The organism is Pseudomonas vranovensis DSM 16006, assembly GCF_000425805.1.
GTDB classification, from domain to species: domain Bacteria; phylum Pseudomonadota; class Gammaproteobacteria; order Pseudomonadales; family Pseudomonadaceae; genus Aquipseudomonas; species Aquipseudomonas vranovensis.
Genome location: NZ_AUED01000012.1, coordinates 192,213 through 211,734 on the forward strand (window position 1 = coordinate 192,213; position 19,522 = coordinate 211,734).

The following is a 19,522-nucleotide window of genomic DNA, read 5'->3' on the forward strand; positions in this document are numbered from 1 at the left end:
GTGTAGGAGTGCGCTTGCCCGGCGAGGGTATTACGCCTGCTTCACTTCACGCATCGGCTTGCCTTTGACCGGCGCGCCGTTGGCCACGTAGTACTTGGCATTGCTGCGCGGCAGCGGCTGGCGGCCACGGATCTTGTCGGAGATTTTCTCGGCGATCATGATCGTGGTGGCGTTCAGGTTACCGGTGATGATGATCGGCATGATCGAGGCGTCGACCACGCGCAGGCCTTGCATGCCATGCACGCGACCCTGGCCATCGACCACGGCCATCTCGTCGTCGCCCATCTTGCACGAGCACGACGGGTGGAACGCGGTTTCGGCGTGTTCGCGGATGAACGTGTCCAGCTCTTCGTCCGTCTGCACGTCGGCGCCCGGGCTGATCTCGCGGCCACGGTACGGGTCCAGTGCTGGCTGGGCCATGATTTCGCGGGTCAGGCGGATGCCATCGCGAAATTCCTGCCAGTCCTGCTCGGTAGCCATGTAGTTGAACAGGATGCTCGGGTGCTGGCGCGGGTCCTTGGACTTGGCCTGGATGCGGCCGCGGCTTGGCGAACGCATCGAGCCCATGTGGGCCTGGAAGCCGTGTTCCTGTACGCCGTTGCTGCCGTTGTAGTTAATCGCGACAGGCAGGAAGTGGTATTGGATGTTCGGCCACTCGAACTCGGGACGGGTGCGGATGAAACCACCCGCCTCGAACTGGTTGCTGGCGCCGATGCCGGTACCGTTGAACAGCCACTCGGCACCGATGGCCGGCTGGTTGTACCAGAGCAGCGACGGGTACAGGGAAACCGGCTGGGTGCAGGCGTATTGCAGGTAGAGCTCGAGGTGGTCCTGCAGGTTCTCGCCAACGCCTGGCAGGTCGTGGACCACCGGGATGTCGAGGTTCTTCAGCAGTTCGGCCGGGCCGACACCGGAACGCTGCAGCAGTTGCGGCGAAGCGATGGCACCGGAGCAGACGATGACTTCCTTGCGGGCACGGGCTTCGACGCGCTCTTCGCTGGCGCCGACCAAGTAGGTCACGCCGATGGCGCGCTTGCCGTCGAACAGCACACGGTCCGTCAGGGCGTGGGTGACGATGGTCAGGGTCGAACGCTTCTTGGCGGTGTCCAGGTAGCCACGGGCGGTGCTGGCGCGACGGCCTTTTGGTGTGACGGTACGGTCCATCGGACCGAAACCTTCCTGCTGGTAGCCGTTCAAGTCTTCGGTACGTGGGTAACCGGCCTGCACGCCGGCTTCGACCATGGCATGGAACAGTGGGTTGTTGCCGGCTTTTGGCGTGGTCACGCTGACCGGGCCTTCGCCGCCGTGCCAGTCGTTCGGGCCGATGTCACGGGTTTCGGCCTTGCGGAAGTACGGCAGGCAGTCCAGGTAGGTCCAGTCTTCAAGGCCTGGCAGTTGTGCCCAGCCGTCGAAGTCCAGGGCGTTGCCGCGGATGTAGCACATGCCGTTGATCAGCGACGAGCCACCCAGGCCTTTGCCACGGCCGCATTCCATTCGGCGGTTGTCCATGTGCGGCTCTGGGTCGGTCTCGTAGGCCCAGTTGTAGCGACGACCCTGCAGCGGGAAAGCCAGGGCGGCCGGCATCTGGGTGCGGAAGTCCATGCGGTAGTCGGGGCCACCGGCCTCCAGCAGCAGGACAGTGACGCCTTCGTCTTCGGTCAGGCGGGTCGCCAGGGTGTTACCGGCCGAGCCGGCACCGACGATGATGTAGTCGAATTCATGGGACATGTTCTGTTCCCTCTTTGGCAGTAGGCAGGAAAAACGGGAAGCGCCCGGGCCTGTGCGGCCCGGGCGCGGCTACAGGGGTGCTTAGAACACCGAGTTGTAGTTGCCCAGTTCTACCTGTACCGATTTGATGCGCGTGTACTGAGCCAGCGAGCTCACGCCGTTCTCACGGCCGACACCGGATTGCTTGTAGCCACCAACCGGCATTTCGGCTGGCGACTCGCCCCAGGCGTTGATCCAGCAGATACCGGCTTCAAGCTGGTGGATGATGCGGTGGGCGCGGCTGATGTCGTTGGTGCATACGCCAGCGGCCAGGCCGAAGTCGGTGTCGTTGGCACGACGGATGACTTCTTCTTCGCTCTCGTAGGAGAGGATGCTCATCACTGGGCCGAAGATTTCTTCCTTGACGATGGTCATGTCGTCACGGCAATCGGTGAATACGGTTGGGGCCACGAAGGCACCCTTGGCGAATTCGCCGTCGGTCAGACGCTCGCCGCCGCACAGGACGCGTGCGCCTTCTTCCTTGCCTTTGGCGATGTAGCCCAGCACGTTTTCCATGTGGGCGAAGCTGACCAGCGGGCCGAAGTTGGTGTTCTCGTCTTCAGGGTTGCCAACGCGGATGCGGGCAACGCGCTCGGCGATCTTGGCTTCGAAGGCGGCTTTCATCGAGGCGGGCACGAATACGCGGGTACCGTTGGTGCAGACCTGACCGGAGCTGTAGAAGTTGGCCATCATGGCGATGTCGGCGGCGCGATCCAGGTCGGCGTCTTCGCAGATGATCAGTGGCGACTTGCCGCCCAGTTCCATGGTGACTTCCTTGAGCGAGGAGCTCGAGGCGCTGGCCATGACTTTCTTGCCGGTGTCGGTGCCGCCGGTGAACGAGACTTTTTCGATGCGTGGGTGCTCGGTCAGCCAGGTGCCGACTTCACGGCCGCTACCGGTCAGGACGTTGAACACGCCGTCGGGCAGGCCGGCTTCGGTGTAGATCTCGGCCAGTTTCAGGGTGGTCAGCGAGGTGACTTCGCTCGGCTTGAAGATCATCGCGTTACCGGCCGCCAGGGCAGGTGCGGATTTCCACAGGGCGATCTGGATCGGGTAGTTCCAGGCGCCGATACCGACGGTCACGCCCAGCGGCTCGCGGCGGGTGTAGACGAACGAGCTGTCTCGCAGCGGGATCTGCTCGCCTTCGATGGCAGGTACCAGGCCGGCGTAGTATTCCAGCACGTCAGCACCGGTGACGATGTCGACGTAGCGGGTTTCGGAGTAGGACTTGCCGGTGTCCAGGGTTTCCAGGGCGGCCAACTCATCGTTGCGCTCGCGCAGAATGTCGACGGCGCGGCGCAGGATGCGCGAACGCTGCATGGCAGTCATGGCGGCCCAGACTTTCTGGCCGCGCTCGGCGCTTTCTACTGCGCGCTCGACGTCTTCTTGGGTGGCACGTTGCACCTGGGCGAGGACTTCGCCGTTGGCCGGGTTGATGGCGTCGAAGGTAGCGTCGCTGGAAGCGTCGACATAACCACCATCAATGTAGAGTTTTTGCAGTTCGAAACGGGCCATAGTGTCCTCGCAAGTGCATTGTGTAAGTGGCTATCCGAGCGTCGCTCCTGCTTTTTTGGCATTTGCGGCGCGTAGTGGTTCAGAGGCCCGTGCTTGTGTGTTCGGGCTCGTCTGCTTCGCCAGTTGTAGATCCATGTATTCGTAAGCGATTTGTTTCGCCTGGTCGGTGTCGAAGGCCTCTCCGGACAACGCTCCGCGCAGCCACAGGCCGTCGATCAGGGCTGCCAGTCCTCGGGCTGCGGTGCGTGCCTCGGACAACGGCAGGACGCGGCGGAACTGGCAACACAGGTTGGAATACAAGCGGTGATCGTTGATCCGCTGCAACCTGTGCAAAGACGGCTGGTGCATGCTGGAGGCCCAGAAGGCCAACCAGGTTTTCATTGCCGGGCCGTTGACCTGACTGGCGTCGAAGTTGCCTTCGATGATCACCTGCAGGTGGGCACGCGGGCTGTTGTCCTTGAGCGCCTGCCGGTTGGCGACGACGTTCTCGCTCAGCACGCTCATCAAGTACTGCATGGTCGCTGCGATCAGGCCGTTCTTGTCCTGAAAGTAGTGACTGATGATGCCATTCGACACACCGGCCAAACGGGCGATCAGCGCAATGCTGGCGTCACCCATCCCGACCTGGTCGATTGCCAGCAACGTGGCTTCGATCAATTGCTGGCGGCGAATGGGTTGCATACCGACCTTGGGCATCTTGCAAATCTCCTCAGGCCTGCGAGCAGTCGACGAGCGGCTGCCTCGGCAAAGGCCAGTCTATTTTGTTTTGATTGAACGTTCAATCAACAAAGAATAAGCTCTGCGACAATCTGTGCCATTGACAGACTTTTCCTACAGTCTGCGAGCACAAATTGGCACCCCAAAAAGACGTGTAACCCCCGGAATACAAGGTGTTGACGGGTGTAAGCGGCGCGTTGAACAGATCTGCCGAGCGGTACTGCACTGCCCGGCCAACCCTTGGAGCGGGGTGTCAGGCCTGTTTTTTTTCAACGTATTCGATTCGGGATCACGGTTTTTCAAGGTGCTTTTATAACACCTGACGCAGTGGGGCTATTGCACCATTTGCGCAGGCAACGGTTGTTTCGTTTCTCTCGCACTGCCCGGAGCCTATGTGCAATGAGTTCTGCCTCCCTAATCAAGACCCCTGCCGAGAGGGTCCGGGTCAATAGCGTGGTGTTCTACACCTCGACGCTGCTGATCCTGCTTCTGACTGCCTTGCTTATCGCTGTACCCGAAACCGCTGGCCAACTGCTGGGTCAGGCGCAGGCCTGGCTGTCGCGCAGTTTTGGCTGGTACTACATGCTGGTGATTGGCGGCTACCTGGTATTCGTCATCGTTCTGGCGTTCTCCAACTTCGGCAAGCTCAAGCTTGGCGGCAAGGACGACACGCCGGATTTCAGCTACGGCGCGTGGGCCGGGATGCTGTTCTCTTCCGGTATTGGTATCTCGCTGCTGTATTTCGGTGCCTCCGAGCCGCTGGACCACTACTTCAATCCGCCGCAGGGCTCGCCGCAGAGCCTGCAGGCGGCCCGTGAAGGGTTGCAGCTGACCTTCCTGCACTGGGGCCTGCACGGCTGGGCCATCTATGCTCTGGTCGGCCTGGCCGTGGCTTACTTCGCCTACCGTCACAACCAGCCGCTGGCCCTGCGCTCGGCGCTGTATCCGCTGGTGGGTGAGCGTTGGGTCAAAGGTGCTGCCGGCCATACCGTCGACATCTTCGGTATGTTCGTGACCCTGCTGGGCCTGGTGACCAACCTGGGCATCGGCTCGATGCAGGTGTCCTCGGGCCTGGAATACCTGTTCGGCATGGAGCACAGCAACACCAACCTGCTGATTGTGATTCTGGTCATGAGCACCGTGGCGACCATTGCTGCGGTGTCGGGTGTGGAGAACGGCATCCGTCGCCTGTCCAACCTGAACATCATCCTGTTCAGCGGCCTGTTGCTGTTCGTGCTGCTCAACGGCCCGACCCTGCACCTGCTCAACAGCTTCGTGCAGAACATCGGTGATTACCTCAACGGTGTGGTGCTCAAGACCTTCGACCTGTACGTGTATGAAGGCGATGGCGCCAAGTCCGAGCGCTGGCTGGGCCTGTGGACCCTGTTCTACTGGGCCTGGTGGATCTCCTGGGGCCCGTTCGTCGGCATGTTCATTGCCCGTATCTCCCGTGGCCGTACCGTGCGCGAGCTGGTGGCCGGCGTGCTGCTGATTCCGCTGGGCTTCACCCTGGCCTGGCTGTCGATCTTCGGCAACACCGCGCTGGACCTGGTAATCAACCAGGGGGCGGTGGAGCTGGGACGATCAGCGCTGGAACAACCGTCGATGTCGATCTACCAGCTGCTCGAGCACTTCCCGGCAGCCAAGATCGTCGTGGGTGTAGCGGTGTTCGTCGGCTTCGTGCTGTTCCTGACCCCGGCCGACTCCGGCGCGGTGATGATGGCCAACCTGTCGTGCAAAGGCGGTAACGTCGACGAAGACGCACCGCACTGGCTGCGTATCCTCTGGTCGGCCATCATCACGCTGGTGACCATCGGCCTGCTGTTTGCCGGTAACTTCGAGGCCATGCAGACCATGGTGGTGCTGGCCGGCCTACCGTTCTCGGTGGTGCTGGTGCTGTTCATGTTCGGCCTGTACAAGGCCATGAAACAGGACAGCCAGGTCGAGCAGGAGCAGGCTGAACTGGCCGCCCGTGGTCGCCGTGGCTTCAGCGAGCGCCTGAGCCAGCTGGATCTGCAACCGACCCAGGCGGTGGTGCAGCGCTTCATGGACAAGCGCGTCAGCCCGGCCTTGAAGGAAGCTGCAGCACAGTTGCAAGTGCTGGGCTTCCAGGTCCAGACCCGGGTCGGCCAGTCGCGTTCGGCCATGGGCCTGCGCATCGAAATGGATGAGGGCAACCCTTTCGTCTATGAAGTCAGCCTCGACGGCTACCTGGCCGCGCCAAGCGAGGCGCCGGTCGAAGGCGAGAGCGAGGTACGCCAGCGCTTCTATCGCGCCGAGGTGTACCTGCACAACGGCAGCCAGGAATACGACCTGATGGGCTTCACACCCGAGCAGATCACCCGTGATGTGCTGGATCAGTTCGAAAGCCACCGCCAGTTGCTGGGGCGTGTCTACAGCTGATAAAGGCTGATTGACGGCAGAGGGCCCTGTTCCAAGGAACAGGGCCCTTTTGGTTTGTGCGCGGTACCAGGCTGGACAGTCACACAGGGGACCGGCACTCTTGGCGTTGCCAAGGAGCCCGGTGCCATCATGTTCAAGCGTCTTGTTCTGTTGCTGTGCAGTTGCCTGTCGTTCGCCCACGTTGCCCGCGCGGACGACCCCATGGTGCTGCTGACCGAAAACTTCCCGCCCTACAACATGTCAATCAACGGCAAGAGCTTTGCCCGCGACGAGGGCATCAACGGTATCGCCACCGACATCGTGCGCGAGATGTTCAAGCGCGCCGGGGTGCCTTACACCCTGACACTGCGCTTCCCCTGGCAGCGTATCTACCAGCAGGTGCTGACCACGCCCGGCCATGGGATTTTCGTCATGGCCCGCCAGCCCGAACGTGAGGCGCTGTTCAAGTGGGTGGGGCCGATCGGCCCGGATGACTGGATCCTGCTGGCGCCAGAAGACAGCGACATCAGGCTCGACAGCCTGGAGGACGCCCGGCGCTATCGCATTGGTGCCTATAAGGGCGATGCCATCGGCAACTTCCTCACCAATAAAGGGCTAAAGCCGGTGTTGGCGCTGCGAGACCGCGACAATGCGCAAAAGCTGATCAAGGGCGAGATTGACCTGTGGGCCAGTGGTGATCCGGCCGGACGCTACTTGGCACGGCAGGTGGGTGTCAGCAAGCTGAAGACCGTGCTGCGTTTCAACGGCGCCGAGCTGTACCTGGCGCTGAACAAGCAGGTGCCCGATGAGGTGGTGCGCAAGCTCCAGCAAGCCCTTGAGCAGATGCGCAGCGACGGCTTTGTCGAGACGGTGTTCGCCCACTACTTGTAGATGCCGTTGCGGCCGTGGCCTGTCATGGCCCGGTTGCTGCGCTCGGCGATCATCTGGCGAATCTCGATCCATTCGATGCCTTGGGCCTTGAGCCTGGGCAGCTCGCGTTCCAGTACTTCCAGCGTTTGTGGGTATGGGTGGCCGATCAGCACCGCCGAACCTTGTTTGCGCGCCAGGGCAATGCCCTGTTGCAGCTGCCCGGCGATGGCCTCTGTGGTGCGCACATCATCGAGGAACACATCCCTAGAGACGCTGGCCAGGCTGGCGTTCTGCGCCGATCGGGCCGCGACCGTGGCAGCGCTGGTGCGGCTGTCGACAAAAAACAGGTCACGCCGTTGCAGCTCGCTCATCAGCCAGGCCATAGGGCCGGCCTCGGCGGTCATACGGCTGCCCATGTGGTTATTGATGCCTGCGGCGTAGGGCACCTTGGCCAGGGCGGCATCGAGTCGGCGCTCAAGCTCCGGCAGCGGTGTGCCGGGATGCCAGGCGTAGGGGCCGGTGGCAGGGTCCATGGGCATGTGCAGGATCACCGTCTTGCCGGCGCGATGGGCCTCGCGGGCAAAATCGCTGGCGTGGGGGGTGTCGGGCATGATCGCCAGGGTTACTGGCCCGGGTAGCGCCAGGGTGCGGGAATCACGGGCCGGGTTCTGACCGAGGTCGTCGATGATCAGGCTGAGGTAGGCTTTGGCCGGTTGAGCCGATGCCGCCAGGGCGGCACCGCTCAACAGGTACAGCAGGGTGAACAGCAGGCAACGCATCGACTGGCCTTATTTACCCTGGGTGATGCTCAAGCCCTTGAGCAGGCTCAAGGCCTGGCTGAGCTGGAAGTCATCATCCTGTGGGCGAGCCTTGCTGCTGGCCGCCTTGCCGGACGGACGGTCGGCGCCGCCGTTGCCGTTGCCCAGGTGGCCCTGCAGGTCGGCTTCCTTGAAGTTTTCGGTGTCTTGCTCGGCGGTGATCTTGGCGCGACGCACCTCGATGTCCGGAACAATGCCCTGGGCCTGGATCGAGCGACCGTTGGGGGTGTAGTAGAGCGCGGTGGTAATCTTCAAGGCGCGGTCGTTGTTCAGCGGCAGTACGGTTTGCACCGACCCTTTGCCGAAGCTGTCGGTACCCATCACTACGCCGCGTTTCTGATCCTGCAGGGCGCCGGCGACAATTTCCGAGGCCGAAGCGCTGCCGCCGTTGATCAATACCACCAATGGCACCGCCTCGCTGGCGTCGGCCGGGTCGGCCGAGAAGCGCAGCTCGGAGTTGGCGATGCGGCCCTTGGTGTAGACGATCAGGCCCTTGGTCAGGAAGTGGTCGGCCACTTCCACCGCCGACTGCAGGACGCCACCGGGGTTGTTGCGCAGGTCCAGTACCAGGCCGCGCAGCTTCTTGCCGTTGTCCTTGCGCAGCTTGGCCAGGGCCTTGCCGACTTCTTCGCCGGTCTTGACCTGGAACTGGGTGATGCGGATGTAGCCGTAGCCGTCTTCGAGCAGCTGGCTCTTGACGCTCTTGACCTGGATGACTGCACGGGCAAGGGTCACGTCGAACGGATTACCGCCGTCGCGAACCAGGGTCAGGGTGATTTTCTCGCCAACCTTGCCGCGCATCTGGTCGACAGCCTCGGTCATGGTCTGGCCGCGGGTCGGGTGGCCATTGATCTTGACGATCAGGTCGCCGGCCTCGATACCGGCACGGGATGCCGGGGTGTCGTCGATGGGGGAGACCACCTTGACGAAGCCATCTTCCATGCCGACTTCGATGCCCAGGCCGCCGAACTCGCCGCTGGTGCTTTCCTGCAGCTCCTGGAAGTCTTCCGGGCCCAGGTAGGCCGAGTGCGGGTCGAGGTTGCTGAGCATGCCCTTGATGGCGTTTTCCAGCAGGGTCTTGTCATCCACAGGTTCGACATAGGCTGCCTTGATCCGGTCCATGACCTCGGCAAAGGTGCGCAGTTCGTCCAGCGGCAGCGGCGCCTTGGCCGTAGCCGCCGTAGCCGGTACCGAGGCAGGCTTGGCGGGCTCGGCCGCCTGGGCCAGGGACGCGCCAAGGGCCATGGCGATGGTCAGGGCCAGCGAGGTGAGGCGAGGCGAATACAGCATGTCGAACGAACTCCTGATCCTGGTAGCGCTCCGTAGGGAGCTTCGGCGTAGCCCGATAGTGCGCTACGCCGCTAAATAGGGGGTTGGTGGTACCTATCCCTGGGCACGGCACCATTGTGCGGGGTCGCTGGGGCGGCCCTGCTGGCGGATGGCGAAGTACAGTCCCGAGCTGTTCTGGCCGCCGCTGTTGCCGACAGTGGAAATAGCCTCGCCGGCCTTGACGACGTCTCCGGCGCTCTTGAGCAGGCTCTGGTTATGGCCGTAGAGGCTCAGGTAGCCATTACCATGGTCGAGAATGACCAGAAGTCCAGCGCCGCGCAACCAGTCGGCAAACACCACCCGGCCACCATGCACGGCACGCACCTGGCTGCCGGGGGAGGCACTGATCATCACGCCGTCCCACTTGGCTCGCGAATCGTCGCCGCGGGTTTCACCAAAGCGCGCGAGCAATCGACCATTGACCGGCCATGGAAGTTTTCCCCGCGCCGAAGAAAAAGCGCCGCCGAAGGTCTCGCCGTTGCTGGAAACCAGCGGGCCAGGCAGCGGCTTGGGCTTTTTCGGGGCATCGCTGTTGGCTGCCAGGGCTTCGCGCTGGCGTTGTTTTTCCGCTTCCTGCGCAGCCAGCAGCGCCTTCTGGCGAGCTTCTTCCGCTTCGCGAGCCTGGCGGGCGAGGGTTTCTTCGATGGTCTTGAGGACCTTGGTCAGATCGGCCTGGTCCTGCTCGCGGGCCTGCAGCTTCTGGTCGCGCGCTTTTACATCGTTATTGAGCTTGGCCAGCACCTGCTGGCGTTCGGCGCGAACCTTTTCCAGCTCCTGGCGCTGGGCATCGAGGTTGCCTTGCTGGGCCAGCAACTGGGCCTGTTGCAGGCTGATGTCCTGTTCGACATTGGCGAGCTGGCGCAGGGTTTCGTTGAAGTTGCGCAACTGCTCCAGGCGTGCCTGGCTCAGGTAGTCGTAATAGGTCAGGGTGCGGGCGAATTTTTCCGGATTCTGCTGGTTGAGCAGCAGCTTGAGGTATTCCTCGCGACCGTTCTGGTAGGCCGAACGGGCCTGGATGGCAATCAGGCGTTGTTGTTCAACGCGGGCGCTCTGGAGTTTTTTTTTCTCGTGATCAAGGCGCTCCAGCTCGCCCTCGGCCTTTTTTAGTTCCTGTTGCAGGGCCTCCACCTGCTTTTCCAGCTTGCCGATGTCGGTTTCTGTGCTGCGCAGGTCTTTCTGCACACCGGATTTTTCCTGCTGCAACTTGCCGAGCATTTTTTTCAGCTCGGCAATGTCCTGGCGCGTGGCGTCCAGTTGCTGCTGGGTTTGCGCGCGCTCGTCGGCAAACGCCGGGCTGAGCAGGCAAGACAGGGCTAGTACGATCAGGGCGCGAAACATGGAGTGGGCGGCACCAGGGATGGAGACGGGCCTAGTATGCCCGCCACAGGCTGCAAAAAAAACGGCTTTAGCGCCAAGCGGCAAACCAGAAGCGGCAAGAAAAGCGAGCGCTCGCCCGCTGTTTCTTGCCGCTCGAAGCGTGCTGCTTACCGCTTCAGCCGTCGATCAAAATCGACGTGCCTGTCATTTCTGCAGGTTTTTCCAGGCCCAGCAGTTTGAGCATGGTCGGTGCCACGTCGGCCAGTACGCCGCCTTCGCGCACCTTCAGGTCACGCTTGCCGACATAGATGAACGGTACTGGCTCAGTGGTGTGCGCGGTGTGCGCCTGGCCTGTGCATTCGTCTTCCATCTGCTCGACGTTGCCGTGGTCGGCGGTGATCAGCGCTTCGCCGCCCACTTGGTCGAGGGCCTCGACGATGCGCCCAACGCACAGGTCCAGGGCTTCGACAGCCTTGACCGCGGCTTCGAACACGCCGCTGTGGCCGACCATGTCGCCGTTGGCGTAGTTGACCACGATCACGTCGTAGCGCTGCTGTTCGATGGCCTCGACGATGCGGTCAGTGACTTCCGGCGCGCTCATTTCGGGCTGCAGGTCGTAGGTAGCGACCTTCGGCGATGGGATCAGGATGCGCTCTTCGCCTTCGAACGGCTCTTCGCGGCCACCGGAGAAGAAGAACGTCACGTGGGCGTACTTCTCGGTTTCGGCGATGCGCAGCTGGGTCTTGCCGTTCTTGGCCAGGTATTCGCCGAGTACGTTGTTCAGGCTACCCGGGGCGAACGCGGCCGGGGCCGGAATCTTGGCCGAGTACTGGGTCAGGCCGATGTAGGCGGCAAGCTTGGGCAGGCGTGTGCGCGGGAACTCATTGAAGTCGGCTTCGACGAACACGCGCGACAGCTCGCGGGCACGGTCGGCGCGGAAGTTCATGAAGATCACCGCGTCGCCGTCTTCGACTTTTACCGCGTCCCCGATGCGTGTGGCTTTGACGAATTCGTCGCTTTCGCTGCGGGCATAGGCCGCTTCGAGGCCAGCTACGGCGGTGTCGGCGGTGTATTCAGCGGTGCTGTCGACGATCAGGTTGTAGGCGGTGGATACGCGGTCCCAGCGGTTGTCGCGGTCCATGGCGTAGTAGCGGCCGATGAGGCTGGCGATGCGGCCCTTGCCCAGCTTGGCGAAGGTGGCGTCGAGCAGCTCGATCGAGGATTGCGCGCTTTTTGGCGGGGTGTCGCGGCCGTCGAGGAAGGCGTGCAGGTAGATTTTCTCGGCGCCACGCTGTGCGGCCAGTTCGGCCATGGCGATCAGATGATCCTGGTGGCTGTGCACGCCGCCATCGGAGAGCAGGCCGAGGATGTGCACGGCCTTGCCGGCGCCCACCGCCTTGTCGACCGCGCCGCAGAGCACGGCGTTCTCGAAGAACTCGCCGTCCTTGATGGCCTTGGTCACCCGGGTGAAGTCCTGGTACACCACGCGGCCGGCGCCGAGGTTCATGTGGCCGACCTCGGAGTTGCCCATTTGCCCGTCAGGCAGGCCGACGTCCATGCCGGAACCGGAGATCAAGCCGTGCGGCTGGGTGGCACGCAGGCGATCGTAGACTGGCGTGTTGGCCGAATAGATGGCGTTGTAGTCAGGGCTTTCGCTGTGACCGAAACCATCCAGGATGATCAGGACCAAGGGTTTTGGCGTGCTCGTCATCAATCCCACTCACGGTTGTTCAGATGATAAAGACACGCATTTTAGGGCATATTGGTCAGGAATGACGAATTAACCTTGTTTGCGACCGGGCACGGGCCGACGGACTGTAGCCACTTGGCAGGATTTACTGGCCATGAGCCGGTCGGGCGGGCTTTGGCCGACCTTGGGTGCTGTGTATACTGGCCAACATTTTTAATGGCCTGGATCACCTTCCGATGGTTGCTCACCTGATTGAATTCGCAACAAAACACTATTTGCTGGTCGGTATTTTCATCGTTCTGTTGGTGCTGCTGATCATCCACGAAGCACGCAAGGGCGGCCGCAGCCTGAGCACCGGCGAACTGACTGCACTGGTCAACGCCGACAAAGGCCTGGTGATCGACATCCGTTCGACCAAGGACTATTCGGCGGGCCACATCGTTGGCGCCCTGAACATTCCACAGGACAAGTTCGCTGCCCGCATGGGCGAGCTGGAAAAGCACAAGGCCAAGACCCTGATCGTGGTCGATGCCATGGGCCAGCACGCCGGCACCACTGCCCGCGAACTGCTCAAGGCTGGCTTCACCGCCGCCAAGCTGTCGGGCGGCGTGTCGAGCTGGAAGGCCGACAACCTGCCGTTGGTGAAGTGATATGAGCGACGTCATCGTCTACTCCAGCGATTACTGCCCCTACTGCTCGCGGGCCAAGTACCTGCTCGAGAGCAAAGGTGTGGATTTCAAAGAGATCAAGGTCGATGGCAAGCCGCAGGTGCGCGCCGAGATGAGCCAGAAGGCCGGCCGCACTTCGGTGCCGCAGATCTGGATCGGCAGTACCCACGTCGGCGGTTGCGACGACCTGTATGCCCTTGAGCGCGCCGGCAAGCTCGACGCCCTGCTCAAGGCTTGAAGCAGAACCCCTATAAAGAACCTGGAAAGAAGGATCTGTCATGACTGATCAACAGAACAACGACGCCGCCGCCGCAGCTGAAGACAACTCTCCACAGTTCTCCATGCAGCGCATCTACGTGCGTGACCTGTCGTTCGAGGCGCCGAAAAGCCCGGCCATCTTCCGTCAGCAGTGGGAGCCGAGCGTCGCACTGGACCTGAACACCAAGCAGAAAGGCCTGGAAGGCGACTTCCACGAGGTCGTGCTGACCTTGTCGGTGACCGTGAAGAACGGCGACGAAGTGGCGTTCATTGCTGAAGTGCAGCAAGCCGGTATCTTCCTGATCAAGAACCTGGACGCGGCTTCGATGAGCCACACCCTGGGTGCCTTCTGCCCGAACATCCTGTTCCCGTACGCGCGTGAAACCCTGGACAGCCTGGTCACCCGCGGTTCGTTCCCGGCGCTGATGCTATCGCCGGTCAACTTCGACGCCCTGTACGCCCAGGAAATGCAACGCATGCAGGAAGCAGGCGAAGCGCCTTCGCTGCAGTAAGCCTTGCGACGTATTGAAAAAGCGCCCTGATGGGCGCTTTTTTTATCGCGGGGCGACTCAGGCAAAGCCTTGCTGTCGCCACGCCTCATACACCGTCACCGCCACCGTATTGGACAGGTTCAAGCTACGGCAGCCCTCGCGCATCGGCAGGCGCAGGCGCTGTTCGGCAGGCAGGCTGTCCAGCACTTCGGCAGGCAGGCCACGGCTTTCCGGTCCGAACAAAAAAGCATCACCCGGATGGAACGCCACTTCGTGGTAAGGGTGCGAAGCCTTCGTGGTGAAGGCGAACAGGCGTGGCTGGCCAAGGCTTTCCAGGCAACTGGCAAGGTCGGGGTGGCGCTTGAGCGGAGCATACTCGTGGTAATCCAGCCCGGCGCGACGCAGGCGCTTGTCGTCCAGCTCGAAACCGATGGGCTCGATCAGGTGCAGGTGGCAGCCGCTGTTGGCGCACAGCCTGATAATGTTGCCGGTATTCGGCGGAATCTCTGGTTGAAAGAGGATGACGTGAAACATGCACGGCTCCGAATATAAAGATGGCGAGCATTCTACTCCTGAACCGGACCCGCGTTCGCAGCTCTGGCCACGGGTGCTGTTTTCCCTGGCCATTCTGGGCATGCTGGTGGGCTTGATGATCGGTCGCCTGACCACACCTGAACCTCGGCTGCTGGAGCAGGTGCAGGTGGTCGAAGGTGGGCTGGACCTGTGGTTCAACGAGGAACCCAAGCTGCACGGCGAAGAAGTCGAAGGCACCCTGGCGCTGCTGTTCGATGCCCAGGGCAAGGCGGCGCGTGGCCAGTTGCTGCTGCAGGGCAAGCCTGTCAGCTGGCGGGTTCAGAAGAGTGATGGCGGGTTGCTGGTGACCCTGGTGGCGGCCCGTCCCCTGCACGGCGATTGGGCCGGTGCAGAGGACGATGGGCACTGGCGGGTGCAGGTGCGACTGCGCGAATAAAAGAGGGGAATCCCCGGCCTGCCTGTACCAAGGTCCCCAAAACTGGAGTACTCATACTAATGCAGGGTGTGTGCCAGTTTTGTTGCAGTGCGCAAAATGGTGGGTTTGGCGGGGTTTCGCGTTATCTGAAAGGGATTCTGTGCCTTAGCGCGGTGCGTGGGGCACAGGTTCGGTGCAGTTTTCGCGGGGCAAGCCTGCTCCTGCGGCAGGAGCGGGCTTGTCCCGCGATCGCTTTTAACCCTCGTCGTCGCCGTCCTCGTCACTGCCATCGACCTTCATCCCCAACTCCTTGATCTTGCGCGTCAGGGTGTTGCGTCCCCAGCCCAATAGCACGGCCGCATCGCGACGACGCCCGGCGGTGTGCTTGAGGGCGGTCTCGATCATGATTCGCTCGAAGCTCGGCACCGCGCTGTCGAGCAGGCTCGACTGGCCGCGTGACAGCGCCTGGTCAGCCCACTGGCGCAGGGCTTGCTCCCAGTTGGTGACCGGGGCGGCGTCTTGAGGCAGGTTGAGCAGCTCCGGCGGCAGGTCGCCGACATGCACTTCCCGGCCCGAGGCCATTACGGTGATCCAGCGGCAGGTGTTCTCCAGCTGGCGTACGTTGCCGGGCCAGGGCAGGTTGCGCATGTACTCTTCGGTCTCGGCCTTGAGCAACTTGGGCTCTACCGCCAGCTCCTGGGCCGCCCGGCCAAGGAAGTGACGAGCCAGGGTCGGGATGTCTTCGCGACGGTCGGCCAGGCGTGGAATATGGATGCGGATCACGTTCAGACGGTGGAACAGGTCTTCACGAAACTTTCCGGCCTGTACCAGGGTTTCCAGGTTCTGGTGGGTGGCGGCGATGATGCGTACATCGACTTTCACGGGTACATGACCACCGACCCGATAGAACTCGCCGTCGGCCAGTACCCGCAGCAGGCGTGTCTGGGTGTCGGCCGGCATGTCGCCGATCTCGTCGAGGAACAGCGTGCCGCCATCGGCCTGCTCGAAGCGGCCGCGACGCAGGTTGGCTGCGCCGGTGAAGGCCCCTTTTTCGTGCCCGAACAGCTCGGACTCCATCAGGTCCTTGGGAATGGCGGCCATGTTCAGGGCAATGAACGGGGAGGCTGCGCGTGGGCTATGGCGGTGCAGGGCGTGGGCGACGAGCTCTTTGCCGGTGCCCGATTCGCCATTGATCAACACGGTGATGTTGGAGTGGCTCAGGCGACCGATTGCGCGGAACACCTCCTGCATCGCCGGCGCTTCGCCGATGATTTCCGGGGTGCGGGTCAAGGTGGGGGCAACGTCCAGGCCTTGCTGTTCCTGGGCGTGCTGGTTGGCGCGCTTGACCAGCGATACCGCTTCATCGACGTCGAACGGTTTTGGCAGGTACTCGAACGCTCCACCCTGGTAGGAGGCCACTGCGCTGTCGAGGTCCGAATGTGCGGTCATGATGATCACCGGCAGGCGCGGGTGCTGCTCGCGGATCTGCGCCAACAGGTCCAGGCCACTGGCCCCGGGCATGCGGATGTCGGAGATGATCACGTCCGGCTGCTGGCGTGCCAGGCGGCTCATGACACCATCGGCGCTGTCGAAACTCTGGGTGGTCATGCCCTCCTGTTGCAGGGCTTTTTCCAGGACCCAGCGGATGGAGCGGTCATCGTCGACGATCCAGACGGTTTCACTACGGCTCATGAGGCGGAGGCTCCTTGTTCCAGTGGCAGGAAGATCGAGAAGGTGGTGTGGCCAGGATGGCTGTCACACTCGATCAGGCCCTGGTGCTGGCTGATGATGTTCTGGGTAATGGCCAGGCCCAGCCCGGTACCGTCCGGACGGCCGCTGACCATGGGGTAGAAAATGGTTTCCTGCAGCTCGGCCGGAATACCCGGGCCGTTGTCGATGATTTCGACCTTGGCCACCAGGCGATGGCGGGTGTGGCCGATGGTGAACTGGCGCATCGCGCGGGTGCGCAGGCTGATGCGGCCCAGGCGCAGCTCATTCTGGCCGCTGATTGCCTGCATCGCGTTGCGCACGATATTGAGTACCGCCTGGATCATCTGTTCACGGTCGATCAGTACGTCCGGCAGGCTCGGGTCGTAGTCGCGCGCCAAGGTGATGCCACCCTGGCTTTCGGCCTCGACCAGGCTGCAGACCCGCTCGAGCACTTCGTGGATGTTGGTCATTGCCAGCGACGGCAGTTTATTCGAGCCGAGCATGCGGTCGACGAGGTTACGCAGGCGGTCGGCCTCCTCGATGATCACGTTGGTGTAATCCTTGAGACCTTCTTCAGGCAGCTCCCGGGACAGCAACTGCGCCGCGCCGCGAATGCCGCCCAGCGGGTTCTTGATTTCATGCGCCAGGCCGCGCACCAGCATTTTGGTGGTTTCCTGCTTGGACAGCTGGGCTTCCTCCTTGGTGATGCGCAGCAAGCGATCACGCGGGTGGACCTCCAGCAACAGCAAGGTCTGGCCTTTGCTCAGGATTGGCGTCACCGCGTAGTCGACGGTCTGGGTCTGGCCGGTCAGGGAGGTCAGCTGCGCCTCGCGCTTGGTGAAGGGGTGGGCGTGCTCCACCGCCTGGCGCAAGGAGTTGAGTGCCTCGGGCGATTCGGTAAACAACTCGCTGATGAATTGCCCATGGCTGCGCTGGCCGCTGATGGCCAGGAGCATTTCCGCTGCCGGGTTCATGTACTCAAGACGCAGATCGGCATTGAGCAGGATGGTGGCAGTGGTCAGGTTGTCCAGTAGCAGTCGGTGCAGGGCATCGCTGATGGTCATGGCGCGTCGGTGACCTCTTTTGGTGATCTGCGGTTACAAGGAAAATGCAAAAATTAAACCAAAGCTCCGAAAAGAAGCGTAATCCCCTGAAATGGGGCCATGGCTGCGCAGGAAATCACTGATTTGCCTGGTATTGGCAGAAAATTGAACCAAATTGGGGTGTTTTCAGATTGGGCGCATCCCCTTATGCACCACTATAGAGCACTGTAGTTTTCGCGGGGCAAGCCTGCCGCTACCTGGCGACTGCTGCGCAGTCGATCGCAGCCTCGTTTCTCGGCAGCGGCTACGCATTGCAAGTCGAGCCTGGCCGCGAGGCGGTTTTGAAGGCAAAAAAAAGGCCTCCCGATGGGAGGCCTCTCTACGTCACGTCACGAAATCAGCAGCTGTAGTACAGCTCGTATTCCAGTGGGTGTACGAAGGTGCGGACCTTGATTTCTTCTTCGCTCTTCAGCGCGATGTAGGCATCGATGAAGTCGTCGGAGAACACGCCGCCCTTGGTCAGGAACGCACGGCCCTTGTCCAGCTCTTCCAGGGCTTCTTTCAGGCTGCCACACACCTGTGGGATTTCCTTGGCCTCTTCAGGCGGCAGGTCGTACAGGTTCTTGTCGGCGGCATCGCCTGGGTGGATCTTGTTCTGGATACCGTCCAGGCCGGCCATCATCAGTGCAGCGAAGCACAGGTATGGGTTGGCCGCCGGGTCCGGGAAGCGCGCTTCGATACGGCGGGCTTTCGGGCTGGAAACGTAAGGAATACGGATCGAGGCGGAACGGTTGCGCGCCGAGTAGGCCAGCATGACCGGGGCTTCGAAGCCAGGTACCAGACGCTTGTAGGAGTTGGTAGCCGGGTTGGTGAAGCCGTTCAGGGCCTTACCGTGCTTGATGATGCCGCCGATGAAGTACAGGGCGGTGTCGGACAGGCCGGCATAGCCTTCGCCGGAGAAGGTGTTCTTGCCATCTTTGGAGATGGACATGTGTACGTGCATGCCCGAGCCGTTGTCGCCGTACAGTGGCTTAGGCATGAAGGTAGCGGTGCGGCCGTAGGCGTCGGCAACGTTGTGTACGCAGTACTTGAGGGTCTGAACTTCGTCAGCCTTCTTCACCAGGGTGTTGAATTGCACGCCGATTTCGTTCTGGCCGGCAGTGGCAACTTCGTGGTGGTGTACTTCGATGACCAGGCCCATTTCTTCCATGGCATTACACATGGCAGTACGGATTTCGTGGTCGTGGTCGAACGGAGGTACTGGGAAGTAGCCGCCTTTGACGCCTGGACGGTGGCCTTTGTTGCCGCCTTCGACGTCCTGGTCGGACATCCATGAACCTTGCTCGGAGTAGATCTTGAACATCGAGCCGGAGATGTCGGACTTGAACTTCACTTCGTCGAAGATGAAGAACTCGGGCTCTGGACCGACGAAGACGGTGTCACCGATACCGGTGGTCTTCAGGTACTCTTCGGCGCGGCGGGCGATGGCGCGTGGGTCGCGGTCGTAGCCTTGCATGGTCGAAGGTTCGATGATGTCGCAGACCAGAATCAGGGTCGGCTCTTCGGTGAACGGGTCCAGAACGGCGGAGGAGTCGTCCGGCATCAGGATCATGTCGGAAGCTTCGATGCCTTTCCAGCCGGCAATGGAGGAACCGTCGAACATCTTGCCGGCTTCGAAGAAGTCTTCGTCCAGGGCATCACGCGACGGCATGGTCACGTGATGTTGAATGCCTTTGGTGTCCGTGAAGCGCAGATCAATCCATTTAACGTCATGATCTTTGATGAGTTGAACCGACTTCGACATAGTGTCCTCCGGGGTGGGGTAGAGCTTGCCTGTGCAGCCCTTGAATTTGGGTGATGCCGGGCGCGAATAGTCGGCCAAGGCAACCTGCCTCACAAGGGAGCAAATTGCATGCCAGTGCCCCGGTTTGGAATTTTTGCCCCATTCCTATGCGTTTCAGGGGCAATGAGCCGAAATGTCAGACAATTTATGCACCC

The 19,522-nt window shown here is 61.9% G+C and carries 17 protein-coding genes; 6 read left to right on the plus strand and 11 right to left on the minus strand.

The genetic code is table 11. The features are described from left to right. Positions 1-30: 30 nt before the first annotated feature. The 3 genes from betA to betI all read right to left on the minus strand — a co-directional run bounded on the left by betA (position 31) and on the right by betI (position 3,978). Complete coding sequence (betA, locus tag H621_RS0113755; RefSeq protein ID WP_028943960.1) at positions 31-1,728, minus strand: choline dehydrogenase; 1,698 nt, start codon at positions 1,726-1,728, stop codon at positions 31-33. A gap of 81 nt (positions 1,729-1,809) precedes the next feature. Further along, entirely contained in the window at positions 1,810-3,282 is a 1,473-nt protein-coding gene (betB, locus tag H621_RS0113760) for a betaine-aldehyde dehydrogenase (protein WP_028943961.1), read from the minus strand. Positions 3,283-3,312: 30 nt separating this feature from the next. Further along, entirely contained in the window at positions 3,313-3,978 is a 666-nt protein-coding gene (gene betI / locus H621_RS0113765; RefSeq protein ID WP_028943962.1) for a transcriptional regulator BetI, read from the minus strand. A 420-nt stretch (positions 3,979-4,398) separates the two neighbouring features. Between betI and betT the strand changes: the two genes are divergently transcribed. Further along, positions 4,399-6,402 carry a choline BCCT transporter BetT gene (gene betT / locus H621_RS0113770; RefSeq protein WP_028943963.1) on the plus strand — a complete coding sequence of 668 codons (2,004 nt, stop codon included), beginning with the start codon at positions 4,399-4,401 and terminating at the stop codon, positions 6,400-6,402. 129 nt (positions 6,403-6,531) lie between these two features. Then, entirely contained in the window at positions 6,532-7,272 is a 741-nt protein-coding gene (locus H621_RS0113775) for a substrate-binding periplasmic protein (RefSeq protein ID WP_028943964.1), read from the plus strand. Here H621_RS0113775 and H621_RS0113780 read toward each other — a convergent pair. From H621_RS0113780 to gpmI, 4 genes are all read right to left on the minus strand, one after another. Further along, positions 7,263-8,030: a divergent polysaccharide deacetylase family protein gene (locus H621_RS0113780; RefSeq protein WP_028943965.1), complete on the minus strand. Its 768-nt coding sequence runs from the start codon at positions 8,028-8,030 to the stop codon at positions 7,263-7,265. The genes H621_RS0113775 and H621_RS0113780 overlap by 10 nt on opposite strands. Before the next feature lie 9 nt (positions 8,031-8,039). Further along, positions 8,040-9,359, minus strand: a complete 1,320-nt coding sequence (locus H621_RS0113785) for a S41 family peptidase (RefSeq protein WP_028943966.1) — start codon at positions 9,357-9,359, stop codon at positions 8,040-8,042. Between the two features lie 93 nt (positions 9,360-9,452). Continuing rightward, positions 9,453-10,736: a murein hydrolase activator EnvC family protein gene (locus H621_RS0113790; protein WP_028943967.1), complete on the minus strand. Its 1,284-nt coding sequence runs from the start codon at positions 10,734-10,736 to the stop codon at positions 9,453-9,455. A 154-nt stretch (positions 10,737-10,890) separates the two neighbouring features. Next, positions 10,891-12,426 (minus strand): 2,3-bisphosphoglycerate-independent phosphoglycerate mutase, encoded by a 1,536-nt coding sequence (gene gpmI, locus H621_RS0113795; protein WP_028943968.1) that lies wholly within the window; start codon positions 12,424-12,426, stop codon positions 10,891-10,893. Positions 12,427-12,641: 215 nt separating this feature from the next. On the opposite strand from gpmI, the gene H621_RS0113800 reads away from it, so the two are divergent. Genes H621_RS0113800 through secB form a run of 3 tightly spaced genes read left to right on the plus strand, consistent with a single transcriptional unit; the run spans position 12,642 to position 13,843 of the window. After that, positions 12,642-13,055 carry a rhodanese-like domain-containing protein gene (locus H621_RS0113800; RefSeq protein ID WP_028943969.1) on the plus strand — a complete coding sequence of 138 codons (414 nt, stop codon included), beginning with the start codon at positions 12,642-12,644 and terminating at the stop codon, positions 13,053-13,055. Position 13,056: 1 nt separating this feature from the next. Then, positions 13,057-13,311, plus strand: coding sequence for a glutaredoxin 3 (gene grxC, locus H621_RS0113805; protein WP_028943970.1), 255 nt, complete (start codon positions 13,057-13,059; stop codon positions 13,309-13,311). 40 nt (positions 13,312-13,351) lie between these two features. After that, positions 13,352-13,843, plus strand: coding sequence for a protein-export chaperone SecB (gene secB, locus H621_RS0113810; RefSeq protein WP_028943971.1), 492 nt, complete (start codon positions 13,352-13,354; stop codon positions 13,841-13,843). A 57-nt stretch (positions 13,844-13,900) separates the two neighbouring features. Here secB and H621_RS0113815 read toward each other — a convergent pair whose 3' ends face one another. Further along, a complete protein-coding gene (locus tag H621_RS0113815; protein ID WP_028943972.1) occupies positions 13,901-14,356 on the minus strand; it encodes a tRNA (cytidine(34)-2'-O)-methyltransferase in 456 nt (151 codons plus the stop codon). On the opposite strand from H621_RS0113815, the gene H621_RS0113820 reads away from it, so the two are divergent. After that, positions 14,355-14,792, plus strand: coding sequence for a hypothetical protein (locus H621_RS0113820; RefSeq protein WP_028943973.1), 438 nt, complete (start codon positions 14,355-14,357; stop codon positions 14,790-14,792). The two genes, H621_RS0113815 and H621_RS0113820, sit on opposite strands and share 2 nt — an antisense overlap. Before the next feature lie 234 nt (positions 14,793-15,026). Here the strand turns inward: H621_RS0113820 and ntrC are convergent, their stop codons facing one another. The 3 genes from ntrC to glnA all read right to left on the minus strand — a co-directional run bounded on the left by ntrC (position 15,027) and on the right by glnA (position 19,328). After that, positions 15,027-16,463, minus strand: coding sequence for a nitrogen regulation protein NR(I) (ntrC, locus tag H621_RS0113825; protein WP_028943974.1), 1,437 nt, complete (start codon positions 16,461-16,463; stop codon positions 15,027-15,029). After that, positions 16,460-17,545 carry a nitrogen regulation protein NR(II) gene (glnL, locus tag H621_RS0113830; RefSeq protein WP_028943975.1) on the minus strand — a complete coding sequence of 362 codons (1,086 nt, stop codon included), beginning with the start codon at positions 17,543-17,545 and terminating at the stop codon, positions 16,460-16,462. Before glnL ends, ntrC begins: the two co-directional genes overlap by 4 nt. Before the next feature lie 376 nt (positions 17,546-17,921). Continuing rightward, positions 17,922-19,328 (minus strand): glutamate--ammonia ligase, encoded by a 1,407-nt coding sequence (gene glnA / locus H621_RS0113835; protein ID WP_028943976.1) that lies wholly within the window; start codon positions 19,326-19,328, stop codon positions 17,922-17,924. Positions 19,329-19,522 lie beyond the last annotated feature (194 nt).